The 16,482-nt window shown below is 60.0% G+C and carries 15 protein-coding genes; 4 read left to right on the top strand and 11 right to left on the bottom strand.

What is annotated here, in order from left to right:
• Positions 1–22 precede the first annotated feature (22 nt).
• The 4 genes from C7S18_RS09735 to C7S18_RS09720 all read right to left on the bottom strand — a co-directional run bounded on the left by C7S18_RS09735 (position 23) and on the right by C7S18_RS09720 (position 5,362).
• On the bottom strand, positions 23–526 hold the full coding sequence (locus tag C7S18_RS09735; RefSeq protein WP_106891383.1) for a macro domain-containing protein: 504 nt from the start codon (positions 524–526) through the stop codon (positions 23–25).
• Between the two features lie 344 nt (positions 527–870).
• On the bottom strand, positions 871–3,282 hold the full coding sequence (locus C7S18_RS09730; RefSeq protein WP_170113198.1) for a M14 family zinc carboxypeptidase: 2,412 nt from the start codon (positions 3,280–3,282) through the stop codon (positions 871–873).
• A 666-nt stretch (positions 3,283–3,948) separates the two neighbouring features.
• Positions 3,949–4,089: a hypothetical protein gene (locus tag C7S18_RS24460; protein ID WP_170113197.1), complete on the bottom strand. Its 141-nt coding sequence runs from the start codon at positions 4,087–4,089 to the stop codon at positions 3,949–3,951.
• Positions 4,090–4,177: 88 nt separating this feature from the next.
• Positions 4,178–5,362, bottom strand: coding sequence for a threonine synthase (locus tag C7S18_RS09720; protein ID WP_106891380.1), 1,185 nt, complete (start codon positions 5,360–5,362; stop codon positions 4,178–4,180).
• Positions 5,363–5,534: 172 nt separating this feature from the next.
• Between C7S18_RS09720 and C7S18_RS09715 the strand changes: the two genes are divergently transcribed.
• Positions 5,535–6,011 carry a DUF1579 domain-containing protein gene (locus C7S18_RS09715; protein ID WP_106891379.1) on the top strand — a complete coding sequence of 159 codons (477 nt, stop codon included), beginning with the start codon at positions 5,535–5,537 and terminating at the stop codon, positions 6,009–6,011.
• A 12-nt stretch (positions 6,012–6,023) separates the two neighbouring features.
• Here the strand turns inward: C7S18_RS09715 and C7S18_RS09710 are convergent, their stop codons facing one another.
• Positions 6,024–7,307 (bottom strand): DUF11 domain-containing protein, encoded by a 1,284-nt coding sequence (locus C7S18_RS09710; protein ID WP_106891378.1) that lies wholly within the window; start codon positions 7,305–7,307, stop codon positions 6,024–6,026.
• Positions 7,308–7,604: 297 nt separating this feature from the next.
• Between C7S18_RS09710 and C7S18_RS09705 the strand changes: the two genes are divergently transcribed.
• Positions 7,605–8,186, top strand: coding sequence for a TMEM175 family protein (locus tag C7S18_RS09705; protein WP_106891377.1), 582 nt, complete (start codon positions 7,605–7,607; stop codon positions 8,184–8,186).
• A 145-nt stretch (positions 8,187–8,331) separates the two neighbouring features.
• Here C7S18_RS09705 and C7S18_RS09700 read toward each other — a convergent pair whose 3' ends face one another.
• Together C7S18_RS09700 and C7S18_RS09695 are read right to left on the bottom strand one after the other, a co-directional pair.
• On the bottom strand, positions 8,332–10,695 hold the full coding sequence (locus tag C7S18_RS09700) for a carboxylesterase/lipase family protein (protein ID WP_106891376.1): 2,364 nt from the start codon (positions 10,693–10,695) through the stop codon (positions 8,332–8,334).
• A 235-nt stretch (positions 10,696–10,930) separates the two neighbouring features.
• Complete coding sequence (locus C7S18_RS09695) at positions 10,931–11,650, bottom strand: hypothetical protein (protein WP_146151850.1); 720 nt, start codon at positions 11,648–11,650, stop codon at positions 10,931–10,933.
• 147 nt (positions 11,651–11,797) lie between these two features.
• On the opposite strand from C7S18_RS09695, the gene C7S18_RS09690 reads away from it, so the two are divergent.
• Together C7S18_RS09690 and C7S18_RS09685 are read left to right on the top strand one after the other, a co-directional pair.
• Complete coding sequence (locus C7S18_RS09690) at positions 11,798–12,169, top strand: hypothetical protein (RefSeq protein ID WP_106891374.1); 372 nt, start codon at positions 11,798–11,800, stop codon at positions 12,167–12,169.
• Between the two features lie 272 nt (positions 12,170–12,441).
• Positions 12,442–13,173: an NYN domain-containing protein gene (locus C7S18_RS09685; RefSeq protein ID WP_106891373.1), complete on the top strand. Its 732-nt coding sequence runs from the start codon at positions 12,442–12,444 to the stop codon at positions 13,171–13,173.
• A gap of 52 nt (positions 13,174–13,225) precedes the next feature.
• Here C7S18_RS09685 and C7S18_RS09680 read toward each other — a convergent pair whose 3' ends face one another.
• The 4 genes from C7S18_RS09680 to C7S18_RS09665 form a co-directional block, all read right to left on the bottom strand.
• Positions 13,226–13,723 (bottom strand): SRPBCC family protein, encoded by a 498-nt coding sequence (locus C7S18_RS09680; protein WP_106891372.1) that lies wholly within the window; start codon positions 13,721–13,723, stop codon positions 13,226–13,228.
• Positions 13,720–14,046: a metalloregulator ArsR/SmtB family transcription factor gene (locus C7S18_RS09675; RefSeq protein ID WP_106891371.1), complete on the bottom strand. Its 327-nt coding sequence runs from the start codon at positions 14,044–14,046 to the stop codon at positions 13,720–13,722. Before C7S18_RS09675 ends, C7S18_RS09680 begins: the two co-directional genes overlap by 4 nt.
• Positions 14,047–14,211: 165 nt before the next feature.
• Complete coding sequence (locus C7S18_RS09670) at positions 14,212–15,327, bottom strand: fatty acid desaturase family protein (protein WP_240624018.1); 1,116 nt, start codon at positions 15,325–15,327, stop codon at positions 14,212–14,214.
• The gene (locus C7S18_RS09665) at positions 15,324–16,421 is read right to left on the bottom strand and encodes a flavin reductase family protein (RefSeq protein ID WP_106891369.1); all 1,098 of its coding nucleotides are present in this window, start codon (positions 16,419–16,421) and stop codon (positions 15,324–15,326) included. The genes C7S18_RS09670 and C7S18_RS09665 overlap by 4 nt, the downstream gene beginning before the upstream one ends.
• Between the last annotated feature and the right edge of the window lie 61 nt (positions 16,422–16,482).

Raw genomic sequence — 16,482 nt, 5'->3', positions numbered from 1 at the left:
GCCTGCTGAACCAGGCTTTGGGTCACGCGGCGTGCTGCGTCAAGCCTTCGTCTGCAGCCTGCTGCGGACGATAGGTCTCGTAAACCAACACCGGAATGCCCAGGTCGCCGAGGTGATGTTCGATCAGCGGTTTGACCTCCTGCCAATCGAGGCCACCGACTCCTGTGGCGAGTCGTGGCAATGCCAAGCTCGTCCAGCCCTCTTGACGCACCTCCTTGGCAAGCTCTTTCAGCGCATGGTTGACATGCGCGGTCGTGGCTTTGCCCGGCTTGGCGCCATGTCCGTAGGCGCCGTCCTGCGTAAACAACGCGACGATGCGCGGACCTTCGGCGCCGCCCCACGTCCAGAGCGATCCGGACTTCGGATGTTGCGTATGACAGAAATGCCGAAAGTCCTTGTACATCGCTGGCAGATTGTCGCGCAGCGTGTGGGCCAGACCTTGGCCAAAGTCGTCATTCGGGGCAACGCCATGGGCAATGGCCTTGGCGTCGCTCAACAAGATGTCGCCGCTCACATATCGAATCATGGGAACTCCTTTTGCACAGTAAAAGCTGGTCTATGTCGGGTGATGACCAATTGATCTGCGGATGTCATGGTCAGCACCCAGGGCTTGCTTACTTGCATTCAAGTCTAAGCAGGGTTCGGGCGGACCCCTTTGACTTGGGTCAAGGCGGAGCGCGATGCCTATCGACCCATCACATTCTGCTCGCGATTGGGAAGAGGGCTACTTGCGACACCGCGCCGGCATGAAAACGGCGCTTCGTCACCGACAGATTGCGGCGCGAACAAACACGCCTTCAAAAAGGACCGGGACTCTTGTCGACTCGACATTCCAAACCGTAGTCGCGGCGGTCAGGCTTTAGGCCTTGATCATTCAAAGCCGTCAGCAAACTCACCGGTCTGTGTGCTGCGGCATGCCGCGCCGCCAGCGATTACACGAATGTTGTCAACGTACCAACCGTCGTCAACGGTGTTTGTGTCGGTGGTGAAACGGAACCGCACGCGCGCATTGCTGATGTTGTCCAGCGCGGGAAGATTGAGTGAGACATGGCGCAAGGTCGGGTCGCCACTGCAGCGCCAGAGCGGCGTGGACCACGTGGAACCGCCGTCGACGCTCGTTTCAACATTGCCAAAGTCCCAGCCGGCTTCGGTATCGCAGTAGGAGTCGAAGCTCAGAACCACTTGCTGGTAGCCACTCAAGTCGATCGCTGGCGATGTCAAACTGAGATTCAGCGAGTTGCCATAGTTGCCGGAGGGGGAATCAGTGAACGCGCGCGAGCCGGTTTGGGTGGTTGGCGCCGAGGTTATCGCCCACGGGAGTTGTGGCGTCCAGTTCTGATTGCCATTCTCGGCATCGACCGTCAAACGGTCACAAAGTGCGTACAGTGAGATGTCCAACGTCGCGGCGCTACCACCGACGATGCTGACGGTCGGAAGCGTTTGTGATTCAAATTCAGGCGCGCTGACGGTGGGTTGATAGGCCCCCACCGGTAAGCGCCGCTCATAATGCCCGGTGCCATCGGTAAGCGCGCGATAGCTCGCCGCCCCGAACTGGGCGCCGGCGATCGGCAGACCAGTGGCGACGCTGCGCACCGTGCCACTCAGTGTGCCAATGCTATTTGCGTCAGCAACAGTGATGAAGCCTGCGGACCAAGGACCATCCTGCGCGTCAGCGTCGCGAGCCTGGACCCAAGCGAGATGTCGCCCGAGCGGCAGGCCAGTCGTTGAAAGGGGCGCCTGCACGACTTCAACCGGCGTATCGAAGTTGCCGTCTACTGCGGTGGCAGCGCTCGCGGTAGCGCCGGGCATCCAAGGTGGCGTGCCGATCCAACCCAGCGCACTGGCGACGGGCTGGGCGGTTTGGGTGCCGCCATTTGCATTGGAGAATCGGGTGTCGTCGGCGCGTGCGTAGAGCATTACCACTTCGCCAGGAAGCGCGATGTCGGGGACCAACTGGACACTGTCGACATCCGGGCCGTGAGCGACCTGATACGGGGCGCGGGCAGCGCGAGACGCTAGTTTCAAGGCGGCCAGATTGTTTGGCAGGATATTGTTTTCAAACAGCGCGCAATCCTGGAAGAAGGCGGTGCCAAATTCGAACGAATAGCTCGCCACGCCCAGTTCGCCGTAGACCGTGTCGGCGGTCGTACCGTCGGTCGGGTAGAGATCGATGATCGCTTGCGGCGTGTAGCTGTTCAATTTCGCAAAGCGCCGACCGAGCGATTCCAGCGCTGCTGCGTTAGGTGCCGAATTGTTGGTCCAACCCCAGGGCCACAGCACCAGTTGGCTATAACTGTGGAGATCGAAGAACAAGCCAGGCGTGTCAGTGTCCGCCGGATCTGTATCACCCGGACCACGGTGATCACCGAAAATCCCACGCACGTAGGCGATCGTTGCTTGCGTCTCGGGTTCAGAGGCGGCCAACGGACCGCGATAGGTATAGTCGCAGGCACTGCTGCTGGAGCCGCCATCATTCGGCACGCTGCCCCATTTGAACGGCCAGTTCCGGTTCAAGTCGGCACCCCGACTCGTGCTGCCGGCGCTGCAATAGGCCGTATTGGTATTTTTTCGCCACGACAAGCCGGTTTCAGCTTGCTTGCGCCCGTCGGGATTGGCGTGCACCAGAAAATGGAATTCTTGATGATCGAGCATCCATGCGATTTCTGGATCCGTGTCCTTGTTCGCGAGGAGCATTTCCGCAAATCTGAGTGTGAGCTCCGCCGGCGTGTACTCACGCGCATGCACTGAGCTCATCACAAATACTTTGGGCTTGTCGCCCAAAACCGCGCTGTTGCCGAGCTTCAAGACCAACAAGTCTTCGCCGCCGCTCGGATGCCCAGAAGATTTCTCCCACGTATCGCCAATATCAACGACTTCGGCAAATGTTGGATACTGCAGCGCAAGTGCCGCGAGACGAGTCTTGGTTTCGCTGACGGTTCGGTAACAACTGAAGCCCGGGATGCTGCTTAACTGATTACCGAATCTCGCTTGCGCAGACGTCAGCGCGCGCGTGGCCTCCTGATCAATGGTCCAATTGAGCCCCATCGAACGGAGATTGTCTCGGGCTTTGGCGTCGGCATCAAACACAACCAGGCCTTTGCGCCGGTCGACAATCAGGTGCCCTTGATCAACCGCCAGGCGCTGAATGATCGCCGCGTCCCGGGTTTCGACACGGACCACTTCGATGTCGGTTGGCAGCAAGGCCTGCGCATGCAGCCCAGCACTGGCGCCCAGTAGCATCAGGGAGAGTGCTTGCTTAGAAATGGTCGGGCGTCGACCCATTCGAACATTCAGAACTTGCATTGTTTGGCCTTTCTGCTGAACGGGTGGCGGATCGGTTGCGCCTGACACGACGCGATCGCCGCGGTAAATGCAGGAGTCGACGTCGGCAGGAAGCCGGCAATCGTCAATACGAAACGACCGGCGCGGCTGCTTGCTTCTCAACCTTCAGCACCGGGCCGCGCATGCCAACTGCGCTCATTGTCGCCGGGCTGTCGTCGGAAAGTCAAAATGGCCTGGTTCCGGTCAGGGAGCAGGGCGCCAGATGGTTTGGGTGCGCGTGTTGCGAAGCGGGCTCATCCGGTTACTCAGCCTTTGGTGTTCCGTAAGCGTCAGGTCGTCAGTGCCGCACGTCAGGTGCTTGATTACCTGGCATTGCGCGTTTGGTCGGGCTTGCTTGGTGCAGACGGTATGGGCCTGCCGCAGGTCGAAATGGTAGCGATCGGGTTGGTCTGATTGCAGCGCGCATTGGTTGACTTCGTATGAAAACGATAGCGCCCAGTCGTGGCGAACCCTGTGTTCTGGATCAAGGTCGAGACTGCCGCTCGGGCCAAGCAACTGCAGCACGGAGGTCTAAGAAGAAAAGCCGCCTCCAACAATGCTGCGTGCTTGATACTCAAGGTCTCAGGATGCGTGGCGCCTCAACGAGTCCAGTTGTTGCTCCAGGCTTTAGATCCAGTCTGGGCCAGCCACCTGGGATTGTTCGCGAACGCGCTGAAACCGGATGCGCGCCAACTCAAAGTTGGCGTCGCGTTGCGCCAGTCGCGCCAGTGCGAGGTCGCGAATGCGCGCCTCGCTTTGGTTTTGCACTTGGCAGGCCTGAAGCTGGCGCGCGGCTGCATCGTGCCACGCCGATCAGTCGAACAAATCGCGCACAAAGCCGCGCACCTGCTAGACGTTACGTAGCGGAATAGATGTCCGGCAGATCGTACTTGTACGCGCTCGCGCAATTGAACAGCACCACGCGCTCGCCTGGTGCGACCAGGCCGCGTGTATGCGCAATCCGCAGCCCAGCGAGTGTTGCGGCGCCTTCCGGGCACATTAGTACGCCGTCGCGCTTCGCGCTGTCTTGCCAGGCCGTTCGAATCTCCTGCTCGCTGACGGCAAGCGCCGCACCGCCCGACTCGCGAACGGCATCCAGGATGAGGAAATCGCCCAAAGCAGCAGGCACGCGAATGCCGTGGGCCACGGTTTCGGCCTGTTCCCAACGGGTTGCGAAACGTTCGTTCTGGTCAAATGCGCGCACGATCGGCGCGCACCCTGCGGCCTGAATGGCGTACATGCGCGGCATCTTGCCTGCGATCCAGCCCAAGGCAGCCAACTCGGCGAACGCTTTCCACATCCCAATCAATCCGGTGCCGCCACCCGTTGGGTAGAAGATGGCATCTGGCAACTGCCAGCCGAGTTGCTCGGCCAGCTCGAGCCCCATCGTCTTCTTGCCTTCGATTCGATAGGGCTCGCGCAAGGTGGCACAAGAGAACCACTTGCCTTCGCGTTCACCAGCGGCAACGAGTTTGCCGCAGTCGTCAATCATGCCATCCACCCGGTGCAACGTGGCGCCGTGCAATGCAATCTCACGAAGATTCGCGGTAGGTGTGTCGCTTGGGCAGAAGCAATGCACGGCAATGCCAGCGCGCGCGCAATAGGCGGCCATCGCGGCGCCGGCGTTGCCGTTAGTGGGGATCGCCATGGCGCGTACGCCAAACAACGCGGCCATGTTGACCGCCATGACCAAACCGCGTGCCTTGAAGGATCCCGTCGGCAATCGGGACTCGTCCTTGACCAGCACCTGACCGAGTTTCAGGTCCGCTGTTTCGGCAGGTAGCGACAGCAAGGGCGTCATCAACTCACCCAGACTGATAGGCGCTTGATCCAGAGGCAACGGCAGAAGCTCGCGATATCGCCAGATCGATGGCTCGCGTTGGGTCAGCTGCTCGCGTCGGACAGCCTGGGCGATTGCCGCCAAGTCGTAGCGAACCAACAACGGCTTTCCCGCTGACGACACCCGCTGCAAGACATCCGACGCGAATTGCTCGCCAGTCAGCCCGCAAGCGAGGTGGGTTACGAAAGAATCTCTGGCCATGGGTGGTCGCCGGTCAAGTCAATAGCGCTGGGACCATAGCCCGTTGTGGCAAGCGCCGCAATCCTCTGTGCACCTCGAAATCAGCCACTGCCGAAGGCGGGTCGATACCTGACACGCTCTGACGCCTTTCAAATCTAAGCTCTCAGGCATGTTCAAAACGAGGCACTTAGTCATGACCCAAACCATCCCGGACGATTTTGATTTCATCATTGGTGATTGGCAGGTTCAGCACCGACGGCTTGATGCGCGACTGTGTGGTTGCGGCAGCTGGACGGAGTTCACAGGAACCACGTCCACGCGCAAGACCCTTGGTGGGTTTGGCAATGTCGAAGACAACGTGCTTAACCTGCCTGAAGGATCTTACCGAGCGTTAGCGATGCGCTCTTACGATGCGGCGTCGCGCCTGTGGTCAATCTGGTGGCTGGACGGGCGTCGACCACATCACTTGGATGTTCCCGTGGTGGGCGCCTTTGCCGACGGCGTCGGGACGTTCTTCGCGGACGATAGGTTGGATGGTCAGGCGATTCGCGTTCGGTTCACCTGGTATGTCGAACGCGATGGCTGTCCGCAGTGGGAGCAGGCATTCTCGGCCGACGCGGGGGGCACCTGGGAGACCAACTGGATCATGCGGTTTCAGCGCTTATCCTGAAGTCGCGCTGATTCACTCGAATCCATTCCTGAACAATAGCGAAGACTGCACAACGGTGTTTTCGGTCTCGCTGTTATCAAGACCGTCGGGGTCTTGGATCGCGCTCCCGGCGCTGAACACCGTGCTCACCGTACCGCCGTTTGGTCCGAGCAGCGCCTCGTCGGTTCGGACCGTGACGATTACCGCCATGTCGCTACCCGACGCCAATGAGCTGACGCGACAGCTGATGGTGGGAGCGGCACCGACCGCCGGTAGCGTGCACGTGCTGCCCATTGGCGTCTCGATCGACTGATACCGAAGGCTGCCGTTATTGAACGAGTTGATGGTGGCATTGGTGGCGGCATCGGGTCCGTGGTTATGCATGGTCACCAAGTAGGTGAAGTCGCTCCCGAGTTGCGCGGGGTCCGGCAAGTCGTCGACAGCGATCGACAAATCAGCATCCGGGGTGCGATAGATCGTATCCTCGGTCTCCTGGTTGTTGGCTTGATTCGTGTCGTTACCCGTGCCACCGGCGCTGAAAGCAATCGCGACGCTACCGTCACTCGGCCCCAGAATCGCGTCGTCGGCGAGCACGGTCAGGGTGAACGCGTACGTTCCAGGCGGCACGGTGGCAGCATTGCAAGTGAGGGTAGGGGTGGCGCCAACTGCGAGGGGCGTGCATGAAAAGCCAGGCGCCGGATTGATCGACTGAAAACGCAGCGAGCCGTTATTGAACGTGTTCATGTTGACGTTCTGCGCGTTGTTTGGCCCAGCCTGGTTGACCGTAATGCTGTACACGATGTTCTGGTCAGGACCAACAGGATCGGGCGTATCCGTGACGGCAATGGACAGGTCGATCTGTGGGCTGTCCCATTGCGTGATGCTGCTTTGTTGATTGTTTCCGGGAACCGGATCAACGGTCGTGCCCGACGGAAAGAAAACGCTGGTCACACTGCCATCCGGAAAGTTCACCAGCGCTGGCTCGAGCCGGGCGACAATGACGATTTGCACCGTGCCGACGGCAAAAGACGGCGTATTGCACGTCATATTGGCGCCGGCGACGAAACACGTGAATCCGGGCGGTGGCGTGTTCGAGAGGTGCGTCAGGTTGTTCGACAAATTGACGTTCAGGCCCCCATTTACTGCAGGGTTCGGGCCATTGTTTCGCAACGTGATGGTGTAAGTGATGTTCTGGCCCGGGATCACGGGGTCGGGAGAATCGACGACGCTGACCACTTCCTGATCAGCCGATTGGGCAAACGCCTGAGTGACCAGGGTCATCGCCAACATCAGTACGCAGAACAAGCGGCATGCCATGTCAGAAACTCCATCGTTTGCGGCGGTGGCGCCGATGCAACATCTGACTACAGCTGCCTCCTTGCACCAACCCCGCAAATGCAGGGGTTGGTGGTCCGGCGCGATCGATACGGTGACATTCGCTTCCGCCAACACGGTACCCAACAGACGGTCGCTGCGGCATTTGGGACTTGGACGCCGCCGTCCCTGTGCTTGACACCTTGTTTGCCACTACCTGACACTTCGTGCGACCTGCGGATGCCCGGAGCATCCCGTTCTGTCGGCCATGAATCGTGCAATGTTCAGGAGAGAATTTCGGTGGGCAAAACTCGGCTCGAAGCATTCAGTGATGGCGTGCTGGCCATTATCATCACCATCATGGTGTTGGAGTTGAAGGTGCCGCACGGCATCACCTTTGAAACGCTCGCACCGCTTTTGCCCGTGTTCCTCAGTTACTTGCTGAGTTTCTTGTACGTCGGGATCTACTGGAACAATCACCACCACATGTTGCATGCGTGCAAGAAGGTCACCGGCAGCGTGCTCTGGGCCAACCTGCACCTGCTGTTCTGGCTGTCGCTCCTACCGTTCGCAACGGGCTGGATGGGTGAGAATCACTTTGCGCCGGTGCCGAGTCTGCTCTACGGTGTCGTGTTGCTCGCGGCCGGAATCGCCTATTGGATTCTGCAGCAGCGCATCATCGCCGCAGATGGCGAGTCTTCGAAACTTCGGCATGCAATCGGATCGGACTGGAAGGGCAAGCTGTCGCCGGTTTTTTATGTAGTCGGGATTGGCCTGACCTTCGTCCATGCCGGGCTCGCGCAAGCGGTATACGTTGGCGTGGCGCTGATGTGGCTGGTTCCGGATCGGCGCATCGAGCGCTCGTTGCATGCTAGCGAATAATCCGGCACAACGAGCGCGTGGCGCCTTTTCGGCGTAACCAAACATGCTGGACCAAATCTGGTTCGATTGGCGTGTTGCGCGGGTCTGACTCAGCCCATCCCGAACGGACAGGTCTGAATCGACTTTGGACGTATTCAGCGTCGCCTTAGAACACGACAAACCGCGACCAGAAATCGCAGTAGGTTTGCCGATAGTTCCGAAGCACGCCACGACGCTCGGTATCGAGTTCCAACGCCTGGTCGTCGTCTGCCAGACGCTTCGGCCAAACGGGATCGGTGCCGCCATTCGGATCCCCCGTCGCCGCAAAGCGCGTCCACTGGCGCTGGATTTGCGCCGTCAGGTCGGCTTGCTGCGTCGTCGGATTGGTCAGCGTGCCAAAAACAAACGCAATGTCGGCACCATGAAACGCACCGAGTGCCGCGTTGGGACCCGCGAACACATGGGTGTACACATAACGCCAAACTGGGTTGCCTGTGGCGGCATGGTTGGCCGAATACGCGCGCGCCGGACAAGCGAATTGCAGGTCGTCCAGAAGATCCGCGTAGGCGTACCAAGGTTCGGGATAGGCGGCAGCTGGATACTGGGCAAGCACTTGCGCATTGATGGTTGGAAACAGTTGCCGGATCGTGGCCTCATAGGCTTCGGTCGTCGCAGGTCGCGAACTCACCGGCAGCAGCGTCGTCATTTCGTCATTGTTGATGCCCACGATCAGCGGCACCCGGGCCGCGCGGCCGCTGGCGATTGCCAAACCTGGCGCCTCAAGCAGCGCGTACTGATCGACCGCGTGAAGAAAATCTTCGCCTTGGCGTCCAAACCCCACGGTCGGTTGGGTCACCTCAATCAGACGCTGCCACGACACCGCCCGCATGCATTCGCGGCGATCGCTTGCATCGCTGCAGCCCGCAAGCCCGATGACACGCGCACCTTGGGCAAAGGCGCTTTCGAGCCCCGCGGGCGCTGAATTCAGTGCGGGCAATTGTCGGCGACAGCCACCGCTTTGCATGATCGCGCGTTGAAACAAGCCAGAAGCCAACGGGCTCGCCATCAGCGAGCACACCGACAGGCCGCCAGCCGATTCGCCAAATATCGTGACGCGATTGGGGTCGCCGCCGAACTCGGCGATATTCGCCTGGACCCAGTGCAACGCGGCAATTTGGTCGAGCAACCCATAGTTGCCGGCAGTCGGATGGTCCGGCGACTCACCGGCAAACTCGTTCATGGCCATAAACCCCAGCGGACCAAGGCGGTAATTCGCGCTGACCACGACGACACCATCGTCGGCCAGCTTAGCCCCGTCATAAAGCAACGTGCGATCGGGCTTCAGCTCGGCGGCGCTGCCCTGTGTGAGTCCACCACCATGAAACCAGACCATCACAGGGCGGCGCGCGTTGCGGTTCAGCTCAGGCGTCCAGACATTGAGTTGCAGACAATCTTCGCTAAGAAGGGTGAACGTGCTCGGGAACTGCCCTTCGCTGGTGGCGCGCTGCGGGCAGGCACTGCCGACCGCTGTTGCATCACGCGGCATGGTTCGGGCCGCAGGCGCCTGCGGCGCGCGCCAGCGCAGCGCGCCAACGGGCGGCGCCGCAAACGGAATGGCGAGGAACTGGGCGCCATTCGGGCTCAGCGCCTTGCCATGCAGCAAGCCTTCACGACTGGCCGCGACGAGCGCAGGGCGGTCTGCGATCGTGATAGGCGACAATGGCCGATCGCTGCGCGTGAACAGCCCGCCGGCGCCGAACGGATACGTCAGGTTCAAGGCAATGCGATTGCTCGTCACGTCGGTGCGTGGCGTCACCAGGCGAATATGCGCGCTGCCGCCGTCCGCAGGTTGCAGAGGCGTCACGGGACAACTTCGACAGTAGCCACGCGGAAACAGGAAATTCAATTCGAAGTCGGTGTCGTCGGCAGCGCCGAATGCGTACGCCCACCTGGGCAAGCCAAACGCATCGTAGACGTACAAGCTTTGAAAGACCTGCTGGGCCGCTGGTGGGCCAAAGAAGTAATTGATCAGGCCCCAGCCGCTGTCGGCCTCGCCCGCATGCCAACTCCCGGATAGCGCTGACACCGGCGCCGTGCCGTTGGGCACGATGGGCTCCAGGCACCAATTCAGGGACTCGCCGTCAATCTGGAACGCGAGGTCGAACAATGCACCCGGCCCGGGTCGTGGCGCACCATTGCCACAGGCAGCGTTGTCTGCAACCCGCTGCATGCGAGCGCCCGGGAAGCGGCCGACGATGGTCGTGGGCGGCGTGGCGTTTGCCTGATAGCGGAGCTCGATGATCTCAAGCGTTCCCGAATCGCCCTCCCAGGTGCCGTCGACGAGATACCAATAGGGCTGCCCATCGTCCGTGAAGGTGAGCAGAATGCCGACCAGGCGATCACCGACCACTTGGAGGTCCAGTCCATGGGCGTCGCGGGTCCGATCGGAATAGAGTCCCGAAACCGGCGGAGCAGCCAGCGATCCGGTCGCGGCAACGAGCAGGGCAAGCGTCAGCAACAGACGATACATCGGGACTCCGGGTCAATTCTCGTTATGTCAACGCGGTCGCGCGAATCGCGTTGACGGAGCGGCAAATTTCAAAGGCGGCGCCGCGCGCCAACAGGCGAGACGTTGCCGCCCTGAATCGAGCACGCAAGTGCTTGATTCTTGCGCACTGAATCCGGACCGCGGCCTTCGCCGGAGCAGGCACGCGCCGGACTCAGCCCGGGTATTAAGGTCCAGGATGGACTGATTCAGACCCTCCTTAGTTGAATGGCTCGCACGACACCGTGTTGCTGATCGTAAAACCCGTCGCAGAAACGTCCGAACCCGTTTGACCGTCCAGAAACCCGCCGGAGAACTGAATGGTGGCGCTCGCTTCATCATGTTCCCAGTCGCCACCGCGCTCACCGTCCAGGTCGACGTAACTGCCATCGTCATCGAGCTCAAAGCCCATTCCGGCCATGAGTCGGCCACCCGTGCCGTAACAGGCGTACTCGCCCAGGACAATACTGCCGGCACCGGTACTGACCGGCGGTGCGACCTTGGCGGCGGTCTGCCCGGGGAGGCTCGCGAGCGCAATCGCCGCCTGGCCTTCCTGAGTATTGTTCACGCACTCGCCATCGGTTACGGTCATCCGGCCTTGGACGATCCAGGCGCCATCTCCGCGCGGCACCATGTCGAAAGTCCAGGCATCCATTTTGCGGACGCAAGTTTGTCCGTAGTAGCCATTGCTGGGATAACCCGGGCCATAGTCATGGATGGTCGCCGTCACAATAAAGCTGTGCTTCGGCCCGTTGGAACCCGCCGGGACGACCTTGTCAAAGAGCACGGTTCGCTCGGTAAATCCATCAGGACGCAGCGATTGCAGCTCATCATTGAGCGCCGACTTGAACTGATCGGTACTCGGGCCATTGCCACCGCCAAACGCGCAAGACGACAACACCAGCGTGAGTGCGACAACTGCGAAGCGTGTATGAAACATGATTGGGCCCCTGTCTTCAGTATCACCAGGATTTACTCCAGCTTCCAAATCGATGCAAGCGCGACCGGCGATCATGCCCGGTGCGAATTGCCAGCCTATTGCAGGTCGTTTGAGTACAATGCGGTGAGGCAATGGGTCCGTACACCGATGATGCAGATTCGATTATTGACGTCATGCGTGCTCCTGATACTGGCTGGCTTGGCACACGGCGGTGAGGTGAGCTGCGGTGACTTGCAGGCCGACGCGGCCGAATCGGCGACCAGGATCGACGGTTGCATGGCCGAGCGTGCGGTGATCGGTTCAGGACGTTTGCAGTTTCATAGTGCGCCTGACCGGGTCTGTACCATGCCAGGCGTCTTTGTGATTCCCGGCGATCACCTGATTGCCTACTCAGAGTTCGGTGGCTTCACCGAGGTCATGTATCTCAATCCGAAAACCGGAAATGACGCGATGGGCTGGGTGGAATCGTCGCGCTTGAAGGAAACGGGGCACGGCATTGCGAACTGCGAGGGCGAGTAGAAGACGCTTAGGGGGGTCTGAATAAGTCCATCCTGGACTTTCAGACCCGCATCGTGTCCGGCACATGTCCGGACACGATGCCCCAGAATCAAGCACTTGCGTGCTTGATTCTGGGCGGGCCATCCATGGCCCGCATCGCCTCTGAACTTGTTCAGAGGCTCCTTAGAGCAGGTCACGATGATCTGGTTACCGTGCGCCGACGGTCGATCCTGTAACATAGCCGGCGCGGCTTGGAACGATGATCAGTTTGGGTATTCGTGAGGACCGTACCGATGGCTCAGATTGATGGCATGTTGTTGGCAGTGTTGATCGATGCAGATAACGCGCAGGCCGCCATCATTGGCGAACTGCTGAACGAGGTCGCGGCGTTCGGCATTGCAACCGTGAAACGCGCGTATGGCGATTGGACGACACCGAGCCTCGCTGGTTGGAAAAAGACCCTGCACGATCATGCCATCCAACCGATTCAGCAGTTCCAGTACACGACGGGTAAAAACGCCACCGACTCAGCATTGATCATTGATGCGATGGACCTGTTGCATGGCGGGCGGTTGGGCGGGTTTTGTCTGGTGTCGTCCGACAGCGACTTTACCCGCCTTGCAACGCGCATTCGGGAGTCGGGTCTCGTCGTTTACGGTTTCGGCGAAAAGAAGACGCCCAAGCCATTTGTCGCCGCGTGCAATCGATTCATCTACACCGAAGTGCTGCGAAAGGGCGATGTAGCGCCGACTCTGGAAGCCGAGAGCCCGCAGGCCCTGATCAAGAGTTTGCGGGAAGCGATTGCAGCCTGCGCTGAAGACGACGGCTGGGCGTTTCTGGGCAGCGTGGGGCAATGGCTGGTGAAAAACGACCCAGCGTTTGATCCGCGAAACTTTGGCTACAAGAAGCTCGGCGAATTGGTTCGTGCGCAGAAGGTGCTGGAGGTCGACGTCAGGCGGACGAGTGAAAATCCGAACTCATCGATCTTGTACGTTCGTGCAAAGCCTTCGAAGAAGCCGGCCTAAAAACCACTTAGGGAGCCTCTGAACTGGTTCAGACGCTCCCTGGCACGCAACATCAACGGTCGCTTTGACGCCGCAGCAAGTCGTCCAGACTGTCGAGCGCGGCCGTAAATCCGAGCTTGAAGCCTTCCAGCAAGTGTTCCATGCGCGCAAGCGATTCGTTGTGAACCAGAATGCGGACCGTCGTAATGCCGTCTTGCTCACTGAAGGTTAGGTCCCAGTTGGAGCCGGTCGCGTCTGGGTTTTCGTCGGCATCGGCGAACACGTTGAAGAACTTGATGCGTTCCATTGGCACGATTTCGGTATAGCGCTGAATCGCCCAACGCTCCGAGCCATCGGGACTGACCATGGCGTAAAATCTGCGTCCGCCAACGCGGAACTCCATGACTTTGCTTCGGGCCTGAAAAGGCTTGGGGGCCCACCACTGATCCAGCACGTCCGGCGTGGTGAAGGCCTCCCAGACCAACGCCAGTTCAGCCGCAAACTGGCGCGTGATCAGCACGGTTTGTGCGGCTTTATCGACCGTGACATCAAACATCAGGTTCTGACTCATTTGCCTCGCCTCTTCATCGTGGATAGGACGTCATCAAGTTGCTGAAAGCGCGTTTGCCAAAGTGACCTGAACGGGCTTAGCCAACTGTCGATCTCTTGCATCTTGTCGACGTGCAGCGAATAGCGAATCTCGCGGCCTGTAGGGGTGGCAGTCAGGAGTTCGCATTCGGCCAGGATTTGCAGATGCTTCGAAACCGTCGGGCGCGCCGAATCGAAGTGTTCGGCAATCTGGCCGGCGGTCATGGCATCGGCGGCCACCAAGGTCAGAATGGCGCGTCGGGTAGGGTCGGCAATCGCCTGGAAAACGTCTCGTCGCAAGTTCATATGTGTAGCCATTCAGCTACACGAAGGCTACATGAAGCCAAATGGCTACGCAAGCGCTGCCGTCACTCGCGCGTGTGGTCGAGTTCGATTGGGCCACTCATGAATCGCGTCTCCAGTGAACTGGTTCAGACGCTTGTTGGGTGCCCCATCAAACCAGATGCACCATCAAACTGCGACCGACTCGGGGCCGTTTCGACGGGCTGGTCGCGTTGGCCAGGCGTGTACCACAATGCGTTTCAGCACAGTTGCGTACTGTCGCCAGAAACCCCCGGTGTTGTAATGCACGCCATAGCGGCTGCAGATCTCGCGCACGCGCGGGGCGACTTCGGGATACCGCAGTGCCGGTATGTCGGGAAACAGGTGATGCTCGATCTGGTGACTCAGATGGCCGGTCATCACATGGAACCAGCGGCTGCCCTCAAGATTGCTGGAGCCGCGAATCTGGCGAAGATACCAATGCCCACGGGTCTCGCCCTTGGCTTCGGCGCGCGTGAACACGCGGGCGTCCTCGGTGAAATGGCCGCAGAAGATGATCGCGTTCGTCCAGAGGTTGCGAATGCCGTTGGCGACGAGATTGCCGAGTAGCACGCGGGGCCACTGCCAGAACGCCAGCAACGGAAAGAACACGTAGTCCTTGAACAGCTGGCGGCCCGCTTTGCGGAAGAACGGCATCGAGCGCTGACGCAGTTCGGCTCTGGACATGCGACCGAGCAAGAACCGCCCAAATTTGACGTCATGAACCGCGACACCCCACTGAAAATAGAGTGCCAGCAACGCATACCACACCGGCTGCAGCAGTGTCGCCGGGTTCCAGCGCTGCTCGGCAGTCAGCCGCAGCATGCCGTAGCCATAGTCGTGGTCGCGCCCGAGGATATTGGTGTGATCATGGTGCTCGACGTTATGCGAGTGCTTCCAGTGTTCCTTGTCGCACACAATGTCCCAATCATAGGTGCGGGAATTCAAAGTCGGGTCATTCATCCAGTCGTATTGGCCATGCATCACGTTGTGGCCGATTTCCATGTTCTCCAAGATCTTGGCGTGTGCGAGTGCGATGACGCCCAGCACCCAGCTGATCGGGTCCCAGCCAAACATCAAGAGCGAACGGCCGACGATGGCGCTGCCTTGCGCGCGGCGCTGCATGCGCCGAATGTGTTTGGCATCGCGATCGCCGTAGGTGGACACTTGTTCCGCGCGCAACTGATCGAGTTCCGCGGCGAAGGCGGTGAGTTGCTCATTTGAGAGATGTGCTTCGCGAATCGTCTTGCTCGGGGTGGTCGTCACAGGGTGAGCTCCAGGTCGGATTCGGCGGTCGAAATGCAAAGTTGGATCCATTCATCCGGTGCATCAGATGACTGGTTCGTCAAGAGATTGCGCGTGCGGCCGCGCGTCTTCTGGCACAGGCAGGTGCGGCAAATCCCGGCGCGGCAGCCGGATTTCGGATTCAAACCAGCAGCCTCTGCGGCGAGCAAGAGCGACTGGCCTGGCAATGCCTGAAAATGCAGCCCAAGGTCTGACACCAGAACATCGCGAGGTGCGCCAATCAATTCGGCCTCGTCACGTAAGGCTCGAGCCGCGAAGTGTTCCTGCAACAGCGGCGTGTCGCAGACCTCAGCATGAACGACCCGCACAAGCTGCATCAATCCCTCTGGACCGCAAACGAACCAGCGACGTGATGCGGCAGCGGTGGCGTATTCGAGAATCTGAGGCGCCGTCAGTCGGCCGTGCGCGCTCGTGAAATGCTGGCGAACGTGCAATCCGGGTAGAGCTCGTTGAAGAATCGCCAACTCAGCGTCCAACAGGACATCGGAGGCTTGGCGATCGATCCGCAACAGTTGAATGTCGCCGCGATAGTGTTCTGCCGCCAGCTGCTCCAGCATCGCCATCAACGGACTGATGCCGCTGCCGGCTGCAACCATCAAGATCTTGTCCGGGCGTGGCGTGGGCAATACGAAGGTGCCTTGGGCTTGGCTGATTGTCACGACGTCACCAACCCGCGCTGGGTCTTGGAGCCAGCGCGACACCAGCGCTCGTGCCGAGACGCGTAGCGTCAAACGCAGCAGGCCGTCTGCCCGCGGCGCCGCCGACAAACTGAACGCCCGGTGGTGGCGGGTGCCGTCAATTTCGACTTCCAGCATGATGTGCTGACCCGCTTCGTGCCCGTTCCACAGCCGGTTCGGCTTCAGCCAGACGCTGCAAGCAGAACCTGCTTCGGGCGTCACAGCGACCAGCGTTGCGCGGACGTCGCGAAGCGACCAACGTCGATTCATGCGTTGCAGGAGCCGATCGATCGCGACGACGTCATTCAGGGGAGCTAAGGCAGAACTTCGCAGGCCACGCTGAACCAGCGTTCGGGTTTTGCGCATCAAGGCAGCCATGCTGAGGTCCGGTTATTGAGTGAACACATGTTCACTACATTATCTGGAGTATTCCCTCTAG

Origin of the sequence: Ahniella affigens (assembly GCF_003015185.1) — a bacterium.
Taxonomy (GTDB): domain Bacteria; phylum Pseudomonadota; class Gammaproteobacteria; order Xanthomonadales; family Ahniellaceae; genus Ahniella; species Ahniella affigens.
Note: the sequence above shows the minus strand (reverse complement) of the source record. Positions and strands in the feature narration are given on the sequence as shown.